Below are 15,858 nucleotides of genomic sequence, written 5' to 3' on the forward strand. Positions count from 1 at the left end.
GCGCTCAGGCGAGGCGTTCGTCGGGCTCGCCGAATTCCTGGTGGTAGCGCTGGGCCCGGGCGAGCATGCGGCGGATGCCGGCGATCATCCGGTCGGTGGGCAGCGGTTCGGCGATGATCGGGTCGCCGGTTTTCACGTAGTAGCGGCCGTCGTCGTAGTCCATCCACCAGAAGGTGCGGCCGGGACCGGGCCGGGCGTCCACGGCGGGTCCGGAGAAGGCGGAGATCTCGCCGAAGGCGTGGCGTTTGCGGCGGAAGACGCGATTGAGCTGGTCGGCCGAGCTGAGCTGGCCCGCCCGGTATTCGAAGTGTTCCTCTTCGGCGGCGAGCTGTTCGCGCCGGACCTCCACCGGCGGCTTGGTCCCCGCCTTCGCGCGGGGCAGGGCCGCGACCGCGAGGGCGGCGACCTGATCGGCGGTGCAGTACGTCATGACGACGTCGCCGCCGATGTCCTCGGCCGGACCGCGGGCCTGCGTCAGGGTCGCGCCCGCGCGGCCGCGGATCGCGCCGTGGAAGCGCACGACATTCGAGTCGTCCTGCCCGACATAGCCTTTGGATTCGACCCTGGCCTCGGGTTCGAGCAGCACGGCCAGAGCGTATTCGACGGCGGGGTCGTACTTGCCGAGCAGCTTCTCGACCGCCGCCTCCCGGTGCCGCTTCAACTCGTCGAAGTCGGTGATGTCGGTGCGGTACTGCAACGGGTAGGGCAGCCGGTCCCGACCGTAACCCGACCACAGGATCTCGAACTCGATGCCGGTGAATTCAGCCCGCTGCACTGTCGCTGTCTCCGCCGATCACCGGGGGCACGGTCCGGAGCCCGTCCGTGCCGATCAGTAGTTCGCCGTTTTCCTGGGTGATCAGGTAGTCGGGGACGCCCTTCGTCCGTTCGTCGTCGGATCCGCCGCGACCCGCGCCCGGCGCACCCATCCCGCCCATGCCCGCCGCACCGCGCGCCCCGGTCGCCGCACCCGCGCGACCCGCCGCGGCGGCCGCGGCGGCGGGGGACTGGCTGCCGGGAGTACTGCGACCCGTTCCCGGCGTCGACGGCGACCCGCCGCCGGGTGAACCGCCCGAGCCGCGCCCGGTGCCGGTGGGGCGACCTGTTCCCGGCGTGGTCGTGCCCGGGGTCGTCGTCCCGGGAGCGGTCGTCGTTCCCGGGGTGGTCGAACCCGGGGTTGTGGTGTTCGGCGTGGTGGACTGCGGCGTGGTGCTCTGCGCCGTGGTCGACCCGGCGTCGGTGGACGACGGCGTGGTCGACGACGAGGTGTCGGTGTCCTCGGGGGAGGTGCCCTCACCCGGCGTCTCCGGCACCGTGCCGTCGGTGGTCGCACCGTCGGTCGTGGTCCCGCCTTGGGTCCCACCGGTATTCGTGCCGCCGTTGCCGCCCGTCACGCCGGTGTCACCGGTCCCGCTGGTGATCGTCGGCGCGGAGGGCAGAAAGGGGACACCGTTGTCGGTCTGGACGGCCACCTGACCGTAGACGGTGCGCAGGATCCGGCGACCCTCGTCCTCGGCTTCCTTCTGGTTGTGCTCGTCGACCTTCATCACCCCGTCGCCGGGCAGGGTCTTGCCGGTGACCGACTCCCGCGCGGTCAGACCCGGCATGAGCGCCTGGGTCTCCTCGATCCCGGTCCGCATCTCGGACAGTTTCAGGCTGATCGCCGTCGCCGCCTGGGACAGCGGAATCGACTGCTCCGCATAGTTGTTCACCGCGGTCACCGCCGCCGACGCGGCGGCGCCCGTCCACCCGCTGTGCCCGTTCGCGCCGGTGACGGTGCGGGCGAACTCCTGATTGAACTTGTAGAACGTCCCCATCAGGTTCATCCCGATATTGGCCCACGCCGTCACCGCGTCGTCGACGAGTTTCGGCTTCATCGCCGCCACCGCGGCCTGCATCTGCGCGAGCGACATGCTGTCGTAGCTGTCGGGCGTGGTGATGTGCGGGGGCTGGGTGTCGCCGCCGAAGATCGTGGCGTAGTTGCCCTGCTGCTGCCGGTCGTAGATGCGGGTGCGCTCGTCGTTCCACTGCTGCTGCGCGGCGATGACCCTGCTCTTGTACTCGTCGTAGGTCACTGCGGTTCTCCTGTCGCGGAGATCTCGGTGGCGAGGGCGCCGTCCTGGGCGACGAAGTTGGCAATCGCTTTGGCGACAACCTCTTTCGCGGTCTGGACAGCTTCGATGTGCTGGCGGAGGACTGTGTCCAGTGCTCGGTCGCCGCCGGACGCGGTCTGGGAGAACTTGCTCGCCAGGGTCTGACTCGAATTGAAAGAGCCGAACCCGTCAATGCGTTTCACACGGTCGACGAGCTCGTAGACCTCTTCGAGTCGGTCCAGATGGTCGTCGCACACTCGATCCAGGTCCCTACCGATCTCAGGATCGAGTGACAGCTCACCAGCATTCGCTTGGGTGAGTAGCTGATTCCACTGATTTGGGTTGATTCCGAGAACCATCTGCTCTCCGTCAGTTCGCAGGAAGGTACTGGACCAGTGCCGTGCTCAGTCGCCGAGTCTCACCACACGGCTCGGCGGCTCCCACCGCGCTGACGCGATTCTGAACCTTGAAGTCGACCGAACCGTTGGGTACCTCGACGGTGACGTAGCAGGCCACATCATTGGCGGAACCGATTGGCCGGAACTCGAGTGCTTTGTGCGATCCGATCTCGAGTTCGGTCCACCCGGTGTATTCGCTGGTTCGTTGTCGGGACTCGGCCAGTGTGTGCTCCGACGCCATGACCGCAAAGGTGTACTTCTTGTCCGAATCGGTCCAGCTGCAGACCTTCCACCCGGTGAAGTCCACGCCCGCGACGTCCTTCTTCCTGCTGCTGGCATTCAGCCCCACCCCGCTGATCGCCGAATCCGGCAGCGAACACGGATCCCACACCTTCGCCTCGGCATCCACCGAAGTCGGGCTCGCCGCCACGCTCACCGCGGTCGTCGTCGGCGCGGCGGTCCCCCCTCCGCTGTCTCCGCAACCGGCGACCACCAGCCCGATGGCGGCGATGCCGACGGCCTTCCACACATGGCCTCCCACTGTCATCTCGACCATCCCCTCCTGGTGTAGACAGCTGTGCGCTCGTGCCCGAGCGATGACGGCTGTGCAGAGTCTAGTCCGAACCTCGATCGCACTGCCGGGTCGTCCGATGGCGCGCGGTGCGGTGCCCGGCCGGTCGGCCGTCACTCCGCCGCGCACGGGGAGGTGGAGGCCATGATGAACCGCACCTCCTCGTTGTTCTTGCCGACCCGCGTCCGCGACGACGCCACCGAGAACCCGCGGGAGTCCCGGTAGTACCTGCTCACCGGGTCTTCGGAGGGATTCTGGCTGGGCACGAGGGTGAAGCCGCGGGCGGTCATCGCCTCGAGATTCGCCATGGCGCGGTCGATGAATTCCTGCGAGGGATCGACCACCTCTCGCTCGTATCTCGGGCGCCATGGCGGACCTTCACCGCTGATGGAGGTCATGCTGGATCGGCAGCCGGTGCGCACACTGACCGTCTCCGGGTCGACGGACAGTGGCGCGGGCCAGATGAGTTCGAAATTGTCCGCGACGATCGGCTTGGCCGCCGCGACGGTCAGGCCGGTCCCTTTCAAGACGTCCTCGTTCGTCGGGCCCTGCTCTTCCAGAATCGTGCAACCGGACAGCACTACCGCCGCCATGACCAGTAGTGCGGCGGCCTTCACCGGATCCCGATCTGCGCGCCGGTGTCCGGATTGTCGGTGACCCGTGGGCTGGCGTCGGGGTCGATATCGATGCCGAGCACAGCGGCTGCTTGTTCCGCAGCGGCGGCCTTCGCGGCATCGAAGGACTCCTTGCCGCCGTTTCCGTTGTCGCCCAAGCCGATATCCACATAGGGGGTCTCGATCCCGCGTTCGACGTAGGCGGCCGCCGACGATCCCTCGATGACACCGACGATATTGCGGAAGGCGGTCGAGCCGGGATCGTCCCAGTACCGTCCGTGGCCGTTGGTTCCGAAGATGACCTCGGGTGGTTCGTCGGTGGAGGTTCGGCTGTAGTACCCGGTGTCGAGCCGGATCACCCCGGGGGCCTCGTCCGGATCCCCACCCAGCGCCTCGGACGCGTGCGGATTGCCTGGGAGGTGGATTCCGCCCGGAATGTTCAGTCCCCCTTCGGGATACGACTGCACCACCCCGATCAGATCGCCCGGCGCCGTCATCGAGTACCGCTGCACGTTCGGGTTCGGGTTGTTCCAGCCGGTATCGAACACGCCGGTGCCCGCGGAGGAGGCGTGCAAGATGCGATCCGCGCGCAGACCGAGCTGCTCGGCGGAGCCGACGATCGAACCGCCGTAGGAGTGGCCGACGTAGGTCACCGGAGTGCCGGGGGTGCTCGCGGCCACCTCCCGGTCGATCTCCTGACCGAACTCCACCAGCTTCGGTGCCATGTCGGCGGCGAACCGGGGGCTCGGCGCACCGTCGGAGAGGCTGGTCAGGCTCTGCGGGAAATCGCCTTCCATATAGAGGAAGACGGGGCTGCTGGTCTTGTCGGCGAGATTCCACGCGGCGACGTGATTGGAACCGGACCCGTTCAGGTTGGTCGAGGTGCCGGGGACGTACACGCCGACACCGGGTGAGCCCGCCTTCATCGAGCCGAGCATCTCGATCATCCGGCCGTTGCCCTCGGTGCTGAACATGACGAACTTGCGGTCGACCATGTCGAGCCGGGGCGTCGCGTTGTCGCCGGTCGCGGCGGCGGCCGCGGTGAGCGTGCCGGTGCCCTCGGGATTCGGGATCGGCGCGAGCATCGCCTCCAACTGCTTGACCCGTGATTCGTCGGGATCCGGTTTCGCCTTCTCCGTCGTCAGCGCGTTGCGGATGTTGATCTCGTTGGCCTCGATCCGCAGGGCGAACGGCACGCCGTTGAGATTGCCGAGTTTCTCCGGCGCGGCGATCACCAGCTGACGTTGCGCCTCCGGGCTCAGCCCGGCCAGGAAGGTCGCGCGCTCGTCGTCCGACATCGCGGCCAGCTGGATCGCCACGGCATCGGGGTCGCGGACGGTGCCGTCGGCGAGGGTGATGTCGGGCTGGCCGTCGCGGATCGCGGTCAGGTCGGCCAGCGATTCCTTCAGACGGGTACCGAACTGGCTGTCCAGGCGCTCGATTTCGTCCAGGCCGCCGAACAGGTTCAGCTGGAAGACACCCGCCGCGCCCTCCTTCGCGGGATCGGAGTGCGAGACCCGGCCGTCGGGTTCGACCTGGAAACCCTGGCCAACGGCCGAGGTTCGCTGGTCGAGGACGTAGGTGCGGGCGTGCTTCAGGCCCTGGTACGCGTCTTCGGCGTCGTCGGCGATCCGCAGCAGCACGGTGCGTACTTCGTAGCCGTGGTCGACTTCCTCGTCGATCCGGCTGCCCGCCGCGTCCCTGGTCCGGCCGTGCCAGCCGCCCGCCGTGGCGATGGCGCGCGAGCAGTCGTCGACCGAGGTGGACACGACATCGGCATTGGCGCGTGCGGCCTCGGCGGCGCGGTGCAGGCCGTCGAGGTTCCAGCCGTCGAGCTGGGGGAGGGTCGGGCGCATCAGCGGGAACCCAGCTTCCCGATCTCGCCCGCGATCTCGGCGTCCTTCGCCTGGATGTCGGCGGAGAACTTGTCGATCAGGTCGGCCAGGGTGGTGTACCTGGTCGAGATCGAGGACATCGCCTGCTGCGCGGGGTCGGTCATGGCGCGGACGGTGGCGAGGACATCGCTGCCGTCGCCGGTGGCCTCGCCCATGGCCGACCAGGCGAGCGTGCCGACCGCGTCGGCCTCCTGCCGCCACGTCGTCGCCAGGGATTTCAGTTGATCGGGTTCGACACCGAGTGTGCTCACGATTGCCCCCTCCTTCGGCGCCGAGGCGGCCAGGGGCCGTCGGTACCACCGCGCGGATCGGTCTCTTCGTGAAGGTTGGACGGGGCAGTCGAACCGGGGGTTCCATCATGTGACGTGAGTCACATGGCTAGACCGTCGCGGTCTCGTCCTTCTCGGCGCGGGCGCGGGCGTCGACGCACTCGCGGCAGGTGCCGAAGATCTCCAGGGTGTGGCTGACCTCGGTGAAGCCGTGCTCGCCCGCGATGGTCGCGGCCCACGCCTCGACCGTCGGGCCCTCTACCTCGACGGTGCGGCCGCAGTGCCGGCAGACCAGGTGGTGGTGGTGCCCGCTCGAGCACTGGCGGTAGACGGACTCGCCGGAGTCGGTGCGCAGCACGTCGACCATGCCCGCGTCGGCCAGTGATTGCAGGGTGCGGTAGACGGTCGTCAGGCCGATGCCCTCGCCGCGCTTGCGGAGCTCGTCGTGCAGTTCCTGGGCGGAACGGAATTCGTCGATATCGCTGAGCAGCGCCGAGATCGCGCTGCGCTGGCGGGTGCTGCGGATCCCGACCTGCTTGCCGGAGGGATTGTCTGCCACCGGATTACCCTTCCTCGGCGTGGGCGACGGCGTCGACGACGATGTGTGCCAGATGGTCGTCGACGAGTTCGTAGAGCACCTCGCGGCCCGAGCGCTCGCCGTGCACGACGCCCGCCGACTTGAGGATGCGCAGGTGCTGGCTGACCAGCGGCTGGGTGACCCCGAGGGCGTCGACCAGTTCGTGCACACAGCGCGGCGACTCGCGCAGCTGCAGCACGATCGCGATCCGCACCGGAGCGGCCAGCGCGCGCAGCAGCTCGCCCGCGTCCTCGAGCACCTGGCGCGCGGGCACCGTAGCGGGGGCGGGGGAGTGATACGGGCTGTGCGCGTGTGCGGCCGTGGCATCGGTGGTCATCAACCAACTCCTTAATGGAAACCGATGCCATTTTGACATGCAGACGTGCGCATGTCGAACGTGGCGCGCTGAGCTGGGACGATCAGCAGTTGCTGTGCTCGTCCAGCGGCGCGTTCGGATCGAAGTACGCCTCCACCGGCTGGCTGCTCGGGCCGGTGGCCAGGCCGGTGTCGCTGTAGCCCGGCGCCAGGAACCCCGCGCGGACCATCGCGCAATTGGCGCCGAAGGTGAACCCGCGCGTCGCGCCGAGGTGCAGGCCCTGGGACTCCTCGGCGTACCGCGAATCCTCGACCCACTCGTAGTCGACCTCCCAGCGGTCGACGGCCACGATATCGAGTGGATCGTCGAGCTGGGTCACGTTCCAGGCCTCGAAGGCGTAGGCCACCAGGTAGTTGGTGCTGATCACCAGTTCGCCGTCGGGGCCGACGCGCGCCGTCATCGTGCCGATCACCCGGGGCGTCGCGGGCAGCAGCGAGTAGCCCTCGGCGATCTTGGCCGACACCCACCAGGTCTCGGCCTCGTTGCCCGGCCGGATCAGCTCGCGCGCGCCGGTGGCCGCCTGGGCCGACAGCAGCGCGAGTACCGGCTCGGCGTCATGGGATTCGAGCACATGGCGATTCAACCGGGCGGCGACGATCACCTGCCGCACCCGCTCCATGACCGCGGCCACCTGCTCGGCGGGATACCGGCCCACCGGTGTCGCCGGGGCGACGACGATTCCGGCCTCGCCTTCGGCCCAGGTGATCGCGGGCGTATTCAGGAACGGCCGCGCCGGATCGATCGCGGCTCGCTCGGGGACCGTCGGCAGCACCAGCGTGGGCGCGGAGCCGCGGTCCATCCACAGCAGCACCAGGGTCACCGCGAGCAGCAGTGTCGCCACCAGTGTCAGGACGGCGACGGCGGCCGCCCGTTTCGACCGCGGGCGCACGGACTCGGCCGGGCGACGCGGGGCCGCGGCATCGAACGGATCAGGTGGCAGCTGATGCATGACGAACCCCCCGGTTCGAACTCGACTGCCTCCATTGAAGAACATCGGCGGACACCAGGCCCGCCGGTTGTCCGAGAAAGTGCCGAACCTGGCGCCGAGCGGCCGTCGCGGCGCTACTTCGCCCGTGCGGTGCAAAACCGGTTGGCCGGTGCCGATACCCTTGTCGACATACTTGTCCGACTCCCAAGGGATGGAGAAATCTCGCGTGGCACCCAAGTCGAAGGTGGACACCGTTGCCAACCTCGCCAAGCGCCGGGGCCTGGTTTACCCGTGCGGTGAGATCTACGGAGGCACCAAGTCGGCGTGGGACTACGGTCCGCTTGGCGTCGAACTGAAGGAGAACATCAAGCGGCAGTGGTGGCGGACCATGGTCACCAGCCGCGACGATGTCGTCGGCCTCGACTCCTCGGTGATCCTGCCGCGCCAGGTCTGGGAGGCCTCCGGCCACGTCGAGACCTTCTCCGATCCGCTGGTCGAGTCGCTGCACACGCACAAGCGCTACCGCGCCGATCACCTGCTCGAGGCGTACGAGGAGAAGCACGGCCACCCGCCGGCCAACGGCCTGGCCGACATCAACGATCCCGAGACCGGCCAGCCGGGCAAGTGGACCGAGCCGAAGAACTTCTCCGGCCTGCTCAAGACCTTCCTCGGCCCGGTCGACGACGAAGAGGGCCTGCACTACCTGCGCCCCGAGACCGCGCAGGGCATCTTCGTCAACTACAAGAACGTCGAGACCACCGCGCGCAAGAAGCCGCCGTTCGGCATCGCCCAGATCGGCAAGAGCTTCCGCAACGAGATCACCCCCGGCAACTTCATCTTCCGGACCCGCGAGTTCGAGCAGATGGAGATGGAGTTCTTCGTCAAGCCCGGCGAAGACGCCGAGTGGCACAAGTACTGGATCGAGACCCGCCTGGCCTGGTACACCGACCTCGGCATCGATCCCGACAACCTGCGCCTCTACGACCACCCCAAGGAAAAGCTGTCGCACTACTCGGCCGGCACCACCGACATCGAGTACCGCTTCCGCTTCCAGGGCAGCGAGTGGGGCGAGCTCGAGGGCATCGCCAACCGCACCGACTACGACCTGCGCACGCATTCGGAGCACTCGGGCACCGACCTGAGCTACTTCGATCAGGCCTCCGGTGAGCGCTACATCCCGTACGTCATCGAGCCGGCGGCCGGTCTGACCCGCTCGCTGATGGCGTTCCTGGTCGACGCGTACACCGTCGACCAGGTGCCCACCGCCAAGGGCACCACCGAGGAGCGGATCAGCCTGCGGCTGGACCCGCGGCTGTCGCCGGTCAAGGCCGCGGTGCTGCCGCTGTCGCGCAACGCCGACCTGACGCCCAAGGCCAAGGACCTCGCCGCGCAGCTGCGCAAGCACTGGAACGTCGACTTCGACGACGCCGGTGCCATCGGCCGCCGCTACCGTCGCCAGGACGAGATCGGCACCCCGTTCTGCATCACCGTCGACTTCGACACCCTCGACGATCAGGCCGTCACGATCCGCGAGCGCGACTCGATGGCGCAGGAGCGCATCGCCCTGGACAAGGTGGAGTCCTACCTCGCCACCCGCCTCCTCGGCGCCTGATACCGACCGCCCGGAGCCCGCGTCGCCACGTGCGACGCGGGCTCCGCGCGTTCCCACGCGACGATCGCGCACGCGCGGCGGCGTGCAGGTGATCACAGTGCGTACCCGGCGGTTTGCGTCGGTGGGCCGCGTGCCTCACTCTTTCCGTTGTGCTGTGGGAACCGGAAGACGTGCTGCGGGAGCTCGACCCGTCGGAACAACGATTCGTTCGGCACGCCACCTTCACCGGACGCTCGGTGACCCTGCGCGGTGAACTCGACGCGGCCGCCCTCGGCGCGGCCTTCGCCGCCCTGCAACACGCCTTCCCGATCCTGGTCTGCCGGATCGTCGAGGACGACACCGAGACCGGAATCCTGGTGCGCCCCGGGCACATCGAGCCGGTCGGCGCCTGGGTGAGTTTCGGTGATCCGGACGAGGTGCGCATCCCGACCGAGTCGATGGATCCCGGCGCCCAGCTGGGCTATCTGGATGTGGTTCTCGCCGAAGAGGATCGGGCCAGGGTCACGCTGTTCGTGCACCACAGTGTCGCCGATGCCGGGCACTGTGTGGAGCTGTTCGAGCGGCTGTGGGGGTACTACACCGACCACGTGGAGACCGGCACCATCGCGGCCGCCGCCCGCGAGTACCCGGTGTCGCTGGAGTCGCTGCTGGCACGGCGGGGGACCACCCGCGGACCGAAGTCGGGGCTCGAAGCCGTGATCCGGCCGCTGGTCGTCGCCGACGCGGTCGGGGTCGTCGAACCCTCGCCACCCGCGACGCCCGCGCTGGCGCGGCCGGACCGGATCCACCTGGACCCCATCGAGACGGCGCGGGTCCTGGAACTGGCGCGCACCCACGCGGTGAGTGTGAACGGGCTGGTCACCGCGGCGGCGTTGCGCGCCTTCGCCGCGCTCTACGACGTCGCGCAGGTCGGCTGTCTCTACCCGGTCGATATGCGCAGGCGCCTCGACCCGCCGCTCGCCGCCGCCGCGGGCACCAACATCTCCGGCCTGGCCGCGTTCACCACCGACGTCACCGAGACCGACGACATCGTCGCGCTGGCCCGCCGGATCGGCACCGCGCTGCACGACGACCTGGCCGGTGGTGTGATCGAACAGTCGGTACTGCACTTCCCCGACTTCTTCGGTCCCACCCGCGTGCACTCCACCGCCGGGCACATCGCCCTGACCAATACCGGCACCGTGCCCACCTTCCGCGCGCCGACCGGGCTGATCCTCGACGACTACGAGATCGTCTACCTCTCGGCCCACCCCCGCCCGTCCACCGGCGCCTCGGCGGCCGTGACCTTCCTCGTCTACACCTACCTCGGCCGGCTCACCCTGGCCAGGCTCGGCGGCGGACCGCGGGCGAGCGAACTGCTGCCCGCGCTCGCCGCCGAGCTGACCGGCCGCCCCGCGGCGGCGGAGGCGGCCAGCGCCTGACCGGGCCTTCCGCGGCAATCAGCGCGGCGCGATCGGTTCCTGGAGCTCGGTGACCCATCCGGCGGGGTCGGGCGTCCACTCCAGGGTGACCTCGCGGACCGGGGCCGCGGTGCGGTACCCGTTGTCCTCCACCCAGCGGCCCAGCGCCTGCCAGGCCGCGCCGATCCCGTCGACACTGCCGCGGTGGATGGTGGTCGCCACCCGGCCCTGGGCGGGCAGGTCGACGATCGAGAATCCGGGCGCGGCATCGGGTTCCACGTCGACCGGCACGCACGCGTGGATACCGACGGTGCCGTCGGGCAGCTCGCGGTAGTACGCGATGGCGGGCCCGACCACGGGGATCCCGGCCTCGGTGATCTTCTCCCAGAGCCCGCCGAACAGCGGCTGGATCACGGGGCTGATCGCGGCGGGCTCGAATCCCGCGGCGACCCCGGTCGATTCGGCCACCCGGACCGCGGGCAGCGACTTGACGACGACATCCTGATCGGGCATGACGCCCTCCTTCTCGATGATGCGGAGTCGCACCTCGACCTCGGTCAGCCGGGCGCCGTCGGCCGCGATCCGCTGCTCCAGCTCCGCCCGGCGCACCGCGAGCATGCCGCGCAGCTCGTCGGGTCCGGGGCCGGGGTCGAGCATCCGGCCCACCTGTTCGAGCGTGAACCCGAGCTCCTTGAGCGCGACGAGCCGGTTGAGCCGGGCCAGCTGGGCGGCCGCGTAGAACCGGTAGCCGGTGGCCGGGTCGACCCGGGCCGGCCGCAGCAATCCGACGGCGTCGTAGTGGCGCAGCATGCGCACCGACACCTGACCGTGTCTGGCGAAATCTCCGATACTGAACATGACGCCTTCCGGTGTACGGCCTCACACGGTGTGAGGGTCAAGCGCTCAGAATCGGCCGCCCCGGCTGACCCGGCGCGACCCCGACGAGCCGCCGTAGGAACCCGGCCGGTACCCGCCGCCGCCACCACCGAAACCGCCGCCACCGCGCCGGGTCGCGCCGCCGATCGAGCCGCGCAGGAACCCGTCGAGCAGGATGCCGCCGAGCACCGCACCGGCCTGCGAACTGCCCGCCACGGGCTGTCGCGACTCCCACGCGCGCACGCTGGCCTGCGCCTGCTGCAAGGCCTGTCCACCCAGATCGGCGGCGGTCTGCGCGCTGACGAGCGCGCGCTCCGGCGCGGTGGCCGCGAGCCCGCGGGCCTCGGCGAGATGACGTTGGGCCTCCGAGAGCCGGGTCCGCGCCTCGGCGTCGACGCCACCGCGCCGGGTGGTGATGAACGAGGACGCGGCGTCGATGCGGGCGGCCGCGTCGGTGAGCGTCCGATCGAGCCTGCGCCGCAGATCCTCCACGGCGAGTTTGCGATCCGAGGCCGCCGCGATGGCCCGGTCCAGTTCGGCGTCGGCGGTGACGGCGTCGTGGAAGGCGTCGAGTGGATCGGATTCGGCGCCGGTGGCGGCCGTGTTCAGCGTCGTGGTGGCCGCGCCGACGGCGGCGGCCAGTTCGGGCCCGCCGTACTCGGTCAGGGCCGCCGCGGCCGCGAGGTCGGCGCGGAGTTCGTCGAGGGCGGCGGGCAGGCCGTCGCGCGCCTGCTGGATGTTGGTCGCGGCCTGGTCCACCGCGTCGAGCAGCGTGCGGGCCTGGCCGATCGCGCCCTCGGCCGCGCGGATCGCCGCGACCGCGCCGCCCTGCTGCCCGACCGGCTGGGTCAGCGCGGTGCGGGCGGTGTCGATGTTCTGCTCGGCGAAGGTGATCCGTTCCGTCGCCATCCGCACGTTGTCGTGGATCGGCGCCAGCACCGAGGCGGGGTAGGCCGAATCCAGCCGGGCCAGTTCGGTGTCGGACGCTGGTGTGCGCGCGGTCAGGTCGACGATGTCGCGGGTCAGCCCGTCCAACCGGGCGGGCGCGTCGATGAGCAGATCGCGCATGGCGTCGAAATCGGCCACCTGGGCGTCGAGTTCGCGGTCGGCCTTGCCCGCGGTGGAGATCAGGTCGATCAGCATGCCGCGCTGCTGGTCCGGGGTTTCCGGGACGGCGTCGTCGAGCTGCTGGCGGATCGTGAATGCCTTCGCGGTCGCGGCGCGGGCGGCGTCGAGCGCGGTGCGGAACGGTGTCACCGCGGTCTCGCCGAATTCGCTGGTGGCCAAGGCCAGTTCCTCGGTGCTGGTGCGCACGGCGTCGTCGATCTCGACGAGCCGTTCGCGTGAGAGCGCGTGCAGCGTCGGCAGTGACAGCTTCGCCAGCGCACCCGAATCCGCCGGGTCGACCGCGCGGGCATTGCTCAGTTCGGCCCGGTCCCGATCGCGACGACGCTTGCGGGAGAACAGGATGAGCCCGCCCACCCCGACGACGACCACCAGCCCGATGCCGACCAGCCAGCCCCACGGCACGCCGGCGCCGCGCATCGCCGCGCCGATGCCGTCGGCGGTGTCGACCCCGGCCTGCGCCCATTTGCGGTCGCGCAGATCGGGTTCCACCGTGCTCGCCAGCAGCGTGTCCAGCTCGCCGTCGGTGACGCCGTCGGGCAGGGTGCCGTGCAGCCAGTAGCCGCGATCGTCGACGGCGACCGCGAGCAGCAGATCGCGGTCGGCGAAGCCGGAGAGCTCGGCGGTCCGGGCGGCCCAGTCCCGCGGCGCCTGCGCGGCGAAGTTCCGCACGTAGATCACCCAGAGCTTGACCTGGTGATCGCGGTAGAGCTGATCGACGGCCGCGAGCACCCTGGCCTCGTCGGCGCCGCTGAGCACCTCGGCGGTGTCGACCACCTGCGGTCCCATCCGCGCGGGTGGCTCGGCGGTCGCGCCCGCCGCGCACAGCAGGCTCAACGCGGCCAGCACCGCGCAGAACACACCGGCCGTGGCGCGCACCGGGACCGATCGTGGGGCCGAACTCTTCCTCGACTGCCGCATGTGTCGAATCTAACGGGCGCACGGCAACCACGCGGGTACGACAGCGCGCAGCGTGCCTTCTACGATCGGCGGATGGCCACAGTCGATCGTCTCTACACCGGGCATGTCACCGCGACCGGAGCCGCCCAGCAGCGGGATGTCCCCGGCGCCCGCATCGTGAAGATGTCGGTCGGTCCGATGGACAACAACACCTACCTCGTGCAGAGCACGGCCACCGGCGCCGCGATCCTGATCGACGCGGCCAACGACGCCGCCCGCATCCTCGAGCTCACCGGTCAGGAGACCCCCGGCCAGATCGACCTGATCGTCACCACCCACCAGCACCCCGACCACTGGCAGGCACTGTCCGAGGTCACCGACTCGCTCGGTGTCGAGACCGCGGCCCACCCCCTCGACGCCGACCCCCTGCCGGTGCGGCCCGACCGGCTGCTCGCCGACGGTGACACGGTCCAGGTCGGCGATATCGTCCTCGAAGCGATCCACCTGCGCGGCCACACGCCCGGTTCCATCGCCCTGGCGCTCGTCGACGGCGCGGGCCGCGCCCACCTGTTCACCGGCGACTCGCTGTTCCCCGGTGGCGTCGGCAAGACCCACAACCCGGCCGATTTCGACACCCTGCTCACCGACGTCACCACCAAGCTGTTCGACCGCTTCGCCGACGACACCGTCGTCTATCCGGGCCACGGTGACGACACCACGCTCGGCGACGAGCGCCCGCACCTCGCCGAATGGCGGGAACGAGGCTGGTGAACCGGCCCGAGACGGAACAACGGCACCAGGCCCGGGCCCTGATGCCGTTGCTCCGACGGTTCTGACGCCGCCTACTCCAAAACGGTGATCACACCGCCGACCCGATGGACCTTCTTGATGGTCCGGGGACGGAATATCCAGTGGAAGATGACTGAATCTCCGCGGGACACCGTCACCGCGAAGGTCTCGTTGTCTAGCTGGGTCACGTGGCCGCTCCGGAATGGAGATTCGGGGAGGTCGCGCGGAGATTTACCTGTTAGGGCGGGCACCCCCTTCGAGGAGCCGTGAAAAACACAACAAATCAGGTTCGCGCATCCTGGTTGTGGGAAACCCTTATGTGGAACCTTCTGCGGCCGGTCCGCGGGGATCGACCGATGCCGCCCGGTGCGCGGGCGACCGTGGGAGGGACACCCGGTTGCCCGGACCACCCAGCAGAGGTGTCCTGGTGTCGTAGCAGGCCACCTTTTTCAGTACACGCCCCTGACCAGGCAATTGTCGAGTAGTTGGACTACTCGAATCGAAGCGGCGCGCTCGTTCCCGCCACAGCCGTGACCACACCGGCGCCGGACACCGCGGCATTCGGCGCGAAACTTACCCCCTGCCGGGCTGGTCGACACACAGCCCGCTGGTCCGTTCGATGGTCGAGATCGCCGCGCGGATCGCCTGGGCGGACGGTCCCGCTGTCGGTCGTTCACCGGACCGGAATCCGGTGGTGACCGCTGGCATGATCGGTCGTCGGCCGGACCTGGCACACTGATCAGGATGAAATCGGGTTTCCCGCGCACGGCCGCACCTGCCCCGGATGCTCGTCGCCCGCACGGGCTCGCGTCGTCGGTCTCGCGATGGATCGGCCGGTTGATCGCCGGTGCGGTGCTGATGGGCGTGGTCCTGGTGGCCGGGACCGCCTTCCGGGTGTGGCAGGTCGCCCGCATCGACGACTACACCAAGGCCGACGCGATCGTGGTGCTCGGCGCCGCGCAGTACTCGGGCACCCCCTCGTCGGTCTTCGAGGCACGGCTGTACCAGGCGTGGCGGCTCTACGAGGTCGGCGTCGCGCCCCGGGTGATCACCGTCGGCGGCAAACAGGAGGGCGACCTCTACACCGAGGCCGCCTCGGGCAAGCGCTACCTCGAGGACAAGGGCGTCCCCAGCGAGGACATCCTCGCGGTGGAGACCGGATCGGACACGCTGCGCAGCGTCGAAGCGGTCGCGACCGCCATGCAGGCGCGCGGGATGTCATCGGCCGTACTCGTCAGCGATCCGTGGCATTCACTGCGGACCAGGACGATGGCTCGCGACGCCGGACTGGACGCGTGGACCGCGCCGACCCGCACCGGACCGGCGGTCTACACCAGGGAATCGCAGTTCCACGGCATCGCCCGCGAGACCGGCGCGCTGCTCTGGTACCAGCTGACCCATTTCTCGGCAGACTTCTCTTACACGGCGGGACAGTGAG

The 15,858-nt window shown here is 69.6% G+C and carries 16 protein-coding genes; 4 read left to right on the forward strand and 12 right to left on the reverse strand.

The window, feature by feature from the left end; genetic code table 11:
* Positions 1-4: 4 nt before the first annotated feature.
* From AB0L91_RS30290 to AB0L91_RS30335, 10 genes are all read right to left on the reverse strand, one after another.
* Entirely contained in the window at positions 5-775 is a 771-nt protein-coding gene (locus AB0L91_RS30290; RefSeq protein WP_355278765.1) for an ESX secretion-associated protein EspG, read from the reverse strand.
* A complete protein-coding gene (locus AB0L91_RS30295) occupies positions 762-2,072 on the reverse strand; it encodes a hypothetical protein (RefSeq protein ID WP_365015827.1) in 1,311 nt (436 codons plus the stop codon). The genes AB0L91_RS30290 and AB0L91_RS30295 overlap by 14 nt, the downstream gene beginning before the upstream one ends.
* Entirely contained in the window at positions 2,069-2,449 is a 381-nt protein-coding gene (locus tag AB0L91_RS30300; RefSeq protein WP_365015828.1) for a hypothetical protein, read from the reverse strand. Before AB0L91_RS30300 ends, AB0L91_RS30295 begins: the two co-directional genes overlap by 4 nt.
* 10 nt (positions 2,450-2,459) lie before the next feature.
* The gene (locus AB0L91_RS30305) at positions 2,460-3,044 is read right to left on the reverse strand and encodes a DUF3558 domain-containing protein (RefSeq protein WP_365015829.1); all 585 of its coding nucleotides are present in this window, start codon (positions 3,042-3,044) and stop codon (positions 2,460-2,462) included.
* Positions 3,045-3,172: 128 nt separating this feature from the next.
* Positions 3,173-3,652, reverse strand: a complete 480-nt coding sequence (locus tag AB0L91_RS30310) for a hypothetical protein (protein ID WP_365015831.1) — start codon at positions 3,650-3,652, stop codon at positions 3,173-3,175.
* 20 nt (positions 3,653-3,672) lie between these two features.
* Complete coding sequence (locus AB0L91_RS30315) at positions 3,673-5,529, reverse strand: alpha/beta hydrolase (protein ID WP_365015832.1); 1,857 nt, start codon at positions 5,527-5,529, stop codon at positions 3,673-3,675.
* On the reverse strand, positions 5,529-5,819 hold the full coding sequence (locus AB0L91_RS30320; RefSeq protein ID WP_365015834.1) for a type VII secretion target: 291 nt from the start codon (positions 5,817-5,819) through the stop codon (positions 5,529-5,531). The genes AB0L91_RS30315 and AB0L91_RS30320 overlap by 1 nt, the downstream gene beginning before the upstream one ends.
* Positions 5,820-5,946: 127 nt before the next feature.
* Positions 5,947-6,396 (reverse strand): Fur family transcriptional regulator, encoded by a 450-nt coding sequence (locus AB0L91_RS30325; RefSeq protein ID WP_355278784.1) that lies wholly within the window; start codon positions 6,394-6,396, stop codon positions 5,947-5,949.
* A 4-nt stretch (positions 6,397-6,400) separates the two neighbouring features.
* The gene (locus AB0L91_RS30330) at positions 6,401-6,751 is read right to left on the reverse strand and encodes a metalloregulator ArsR/SmtB family transcription factor (protein WP_355278787.1); all 351 of its coding nucleotides are present in this window, start codon (positions 6,749-6,751) and stop codon (positions 6,401-6,403) included.
* 82 nt (positions 6,752-6,833) lie between these two features.
* Positions 6,834-7,739 (reverse strand): hypothetical protein, encoded by a 906-nt coding sequence (locus tag AB0L91_RS30335; RefSeq protein ID WP_365015836.1) that lies wholly within the window; start codon positions 7,737-7,739, stop codon positions 6,834-6,836.
* Positions 7,740-7,944: 205 nt separating this feature from the next.
* Here AB0L91_RS30335 and AB0L91_RS30340 point away from each other — a divergent pair, with 205 nt between their 5' ends.
* Together AB0L91_RS30340 and AB0L91_RS30345 are read left to right on the forward strand one after the other, a co-directional pair.
* Positions 7,945-9,330, forward strand: coding sequence for a glycine--tRNA ligase (locus AB0L91_RS30340; RefSeq protein WP_316573924.1), 1,386 nt, complete (start codon positions 7,945-7,947; stop codon positions 9,328-9,330).
* Positions 9,331-9,479: 149 nt separating this feature from the next.
* On the forward strand, positions 9,480-10,751 hold the full coding sequence (locus AB0L91_RS30345) for an acyltransferase (protein ID WP_365015838.1): 1,272 nt from the start codon (positions 9,480-9,482) through the stop codon (positions 10,749-10,751).
* Positions 10,752-10,769: 18 nt separating this feature from the next.
* Here AB0L91_RS30345 and AB0L91_RS30350 read toward each other — a convergent pair whose 3' ends face one another.
* Positions 10,770-11,588, reverse strand: coding sequence for a MerR family transcriptional regulator (locus tag AB0L91_RS30350; RefSeq protein WP_365015839.1), 819 nt, complete (start codon positions 11,586-11,588; stop codon positions 10,770-10,772).
* 45 nt (positions 11,589-11,633) lie between these two features.
* Complete coding sequence (locus AB0L91_RS30355; RefSeq protein ID WP_365015841.1) at positions 11,634-13,652, reverse strand: TPM domain-containing protein; 2,019 nt, start codon at positions 13,650-13,652, stop codon at positions 11,634-11,636.
* 72 nt (positions 13,653-13,724) lie between these two features.
* Between AB0L91_RS30355 and AB0L91_RS30360 the strand changes: the two genes are divergently transcribed.
* Together AB0L91_RS30360 and AB0L91_RS30365 are read left to right on the forward strand one after the other, a co-directional pair.
* A complete protein-coding gene (locus AB0L91_RS30360; protein ID WP_365015842.1) occupies positions 13,725-14,402 on the forward strand; it encodes an MBL fold metallo-hydrolase in 678 nt (225 codons plus the stop codon).
* 762 nt (positions 14,403-15,164) lie between these two features.
* Complete coding sequence (locus AB0L91_RS30365) at positions 15,165-15,857, forward strand: YdcF family protein (protein ID WP_365015844.1); 693 nt, start codon at positions 15,165-15,167, stop codon at positions 15,855-15,857.
* The last annotated feature ends 1 nt before the right edge of the window (position 15,858 follow it).

The organism is Nocardia sp. NPDC051833, from assembly GCF_040681225.1.
Lineage (GTDB): Bacteria > Actinomycetota > Actinomycetes > Mycobacteriales > Mycobacteriaceae > Nocardia.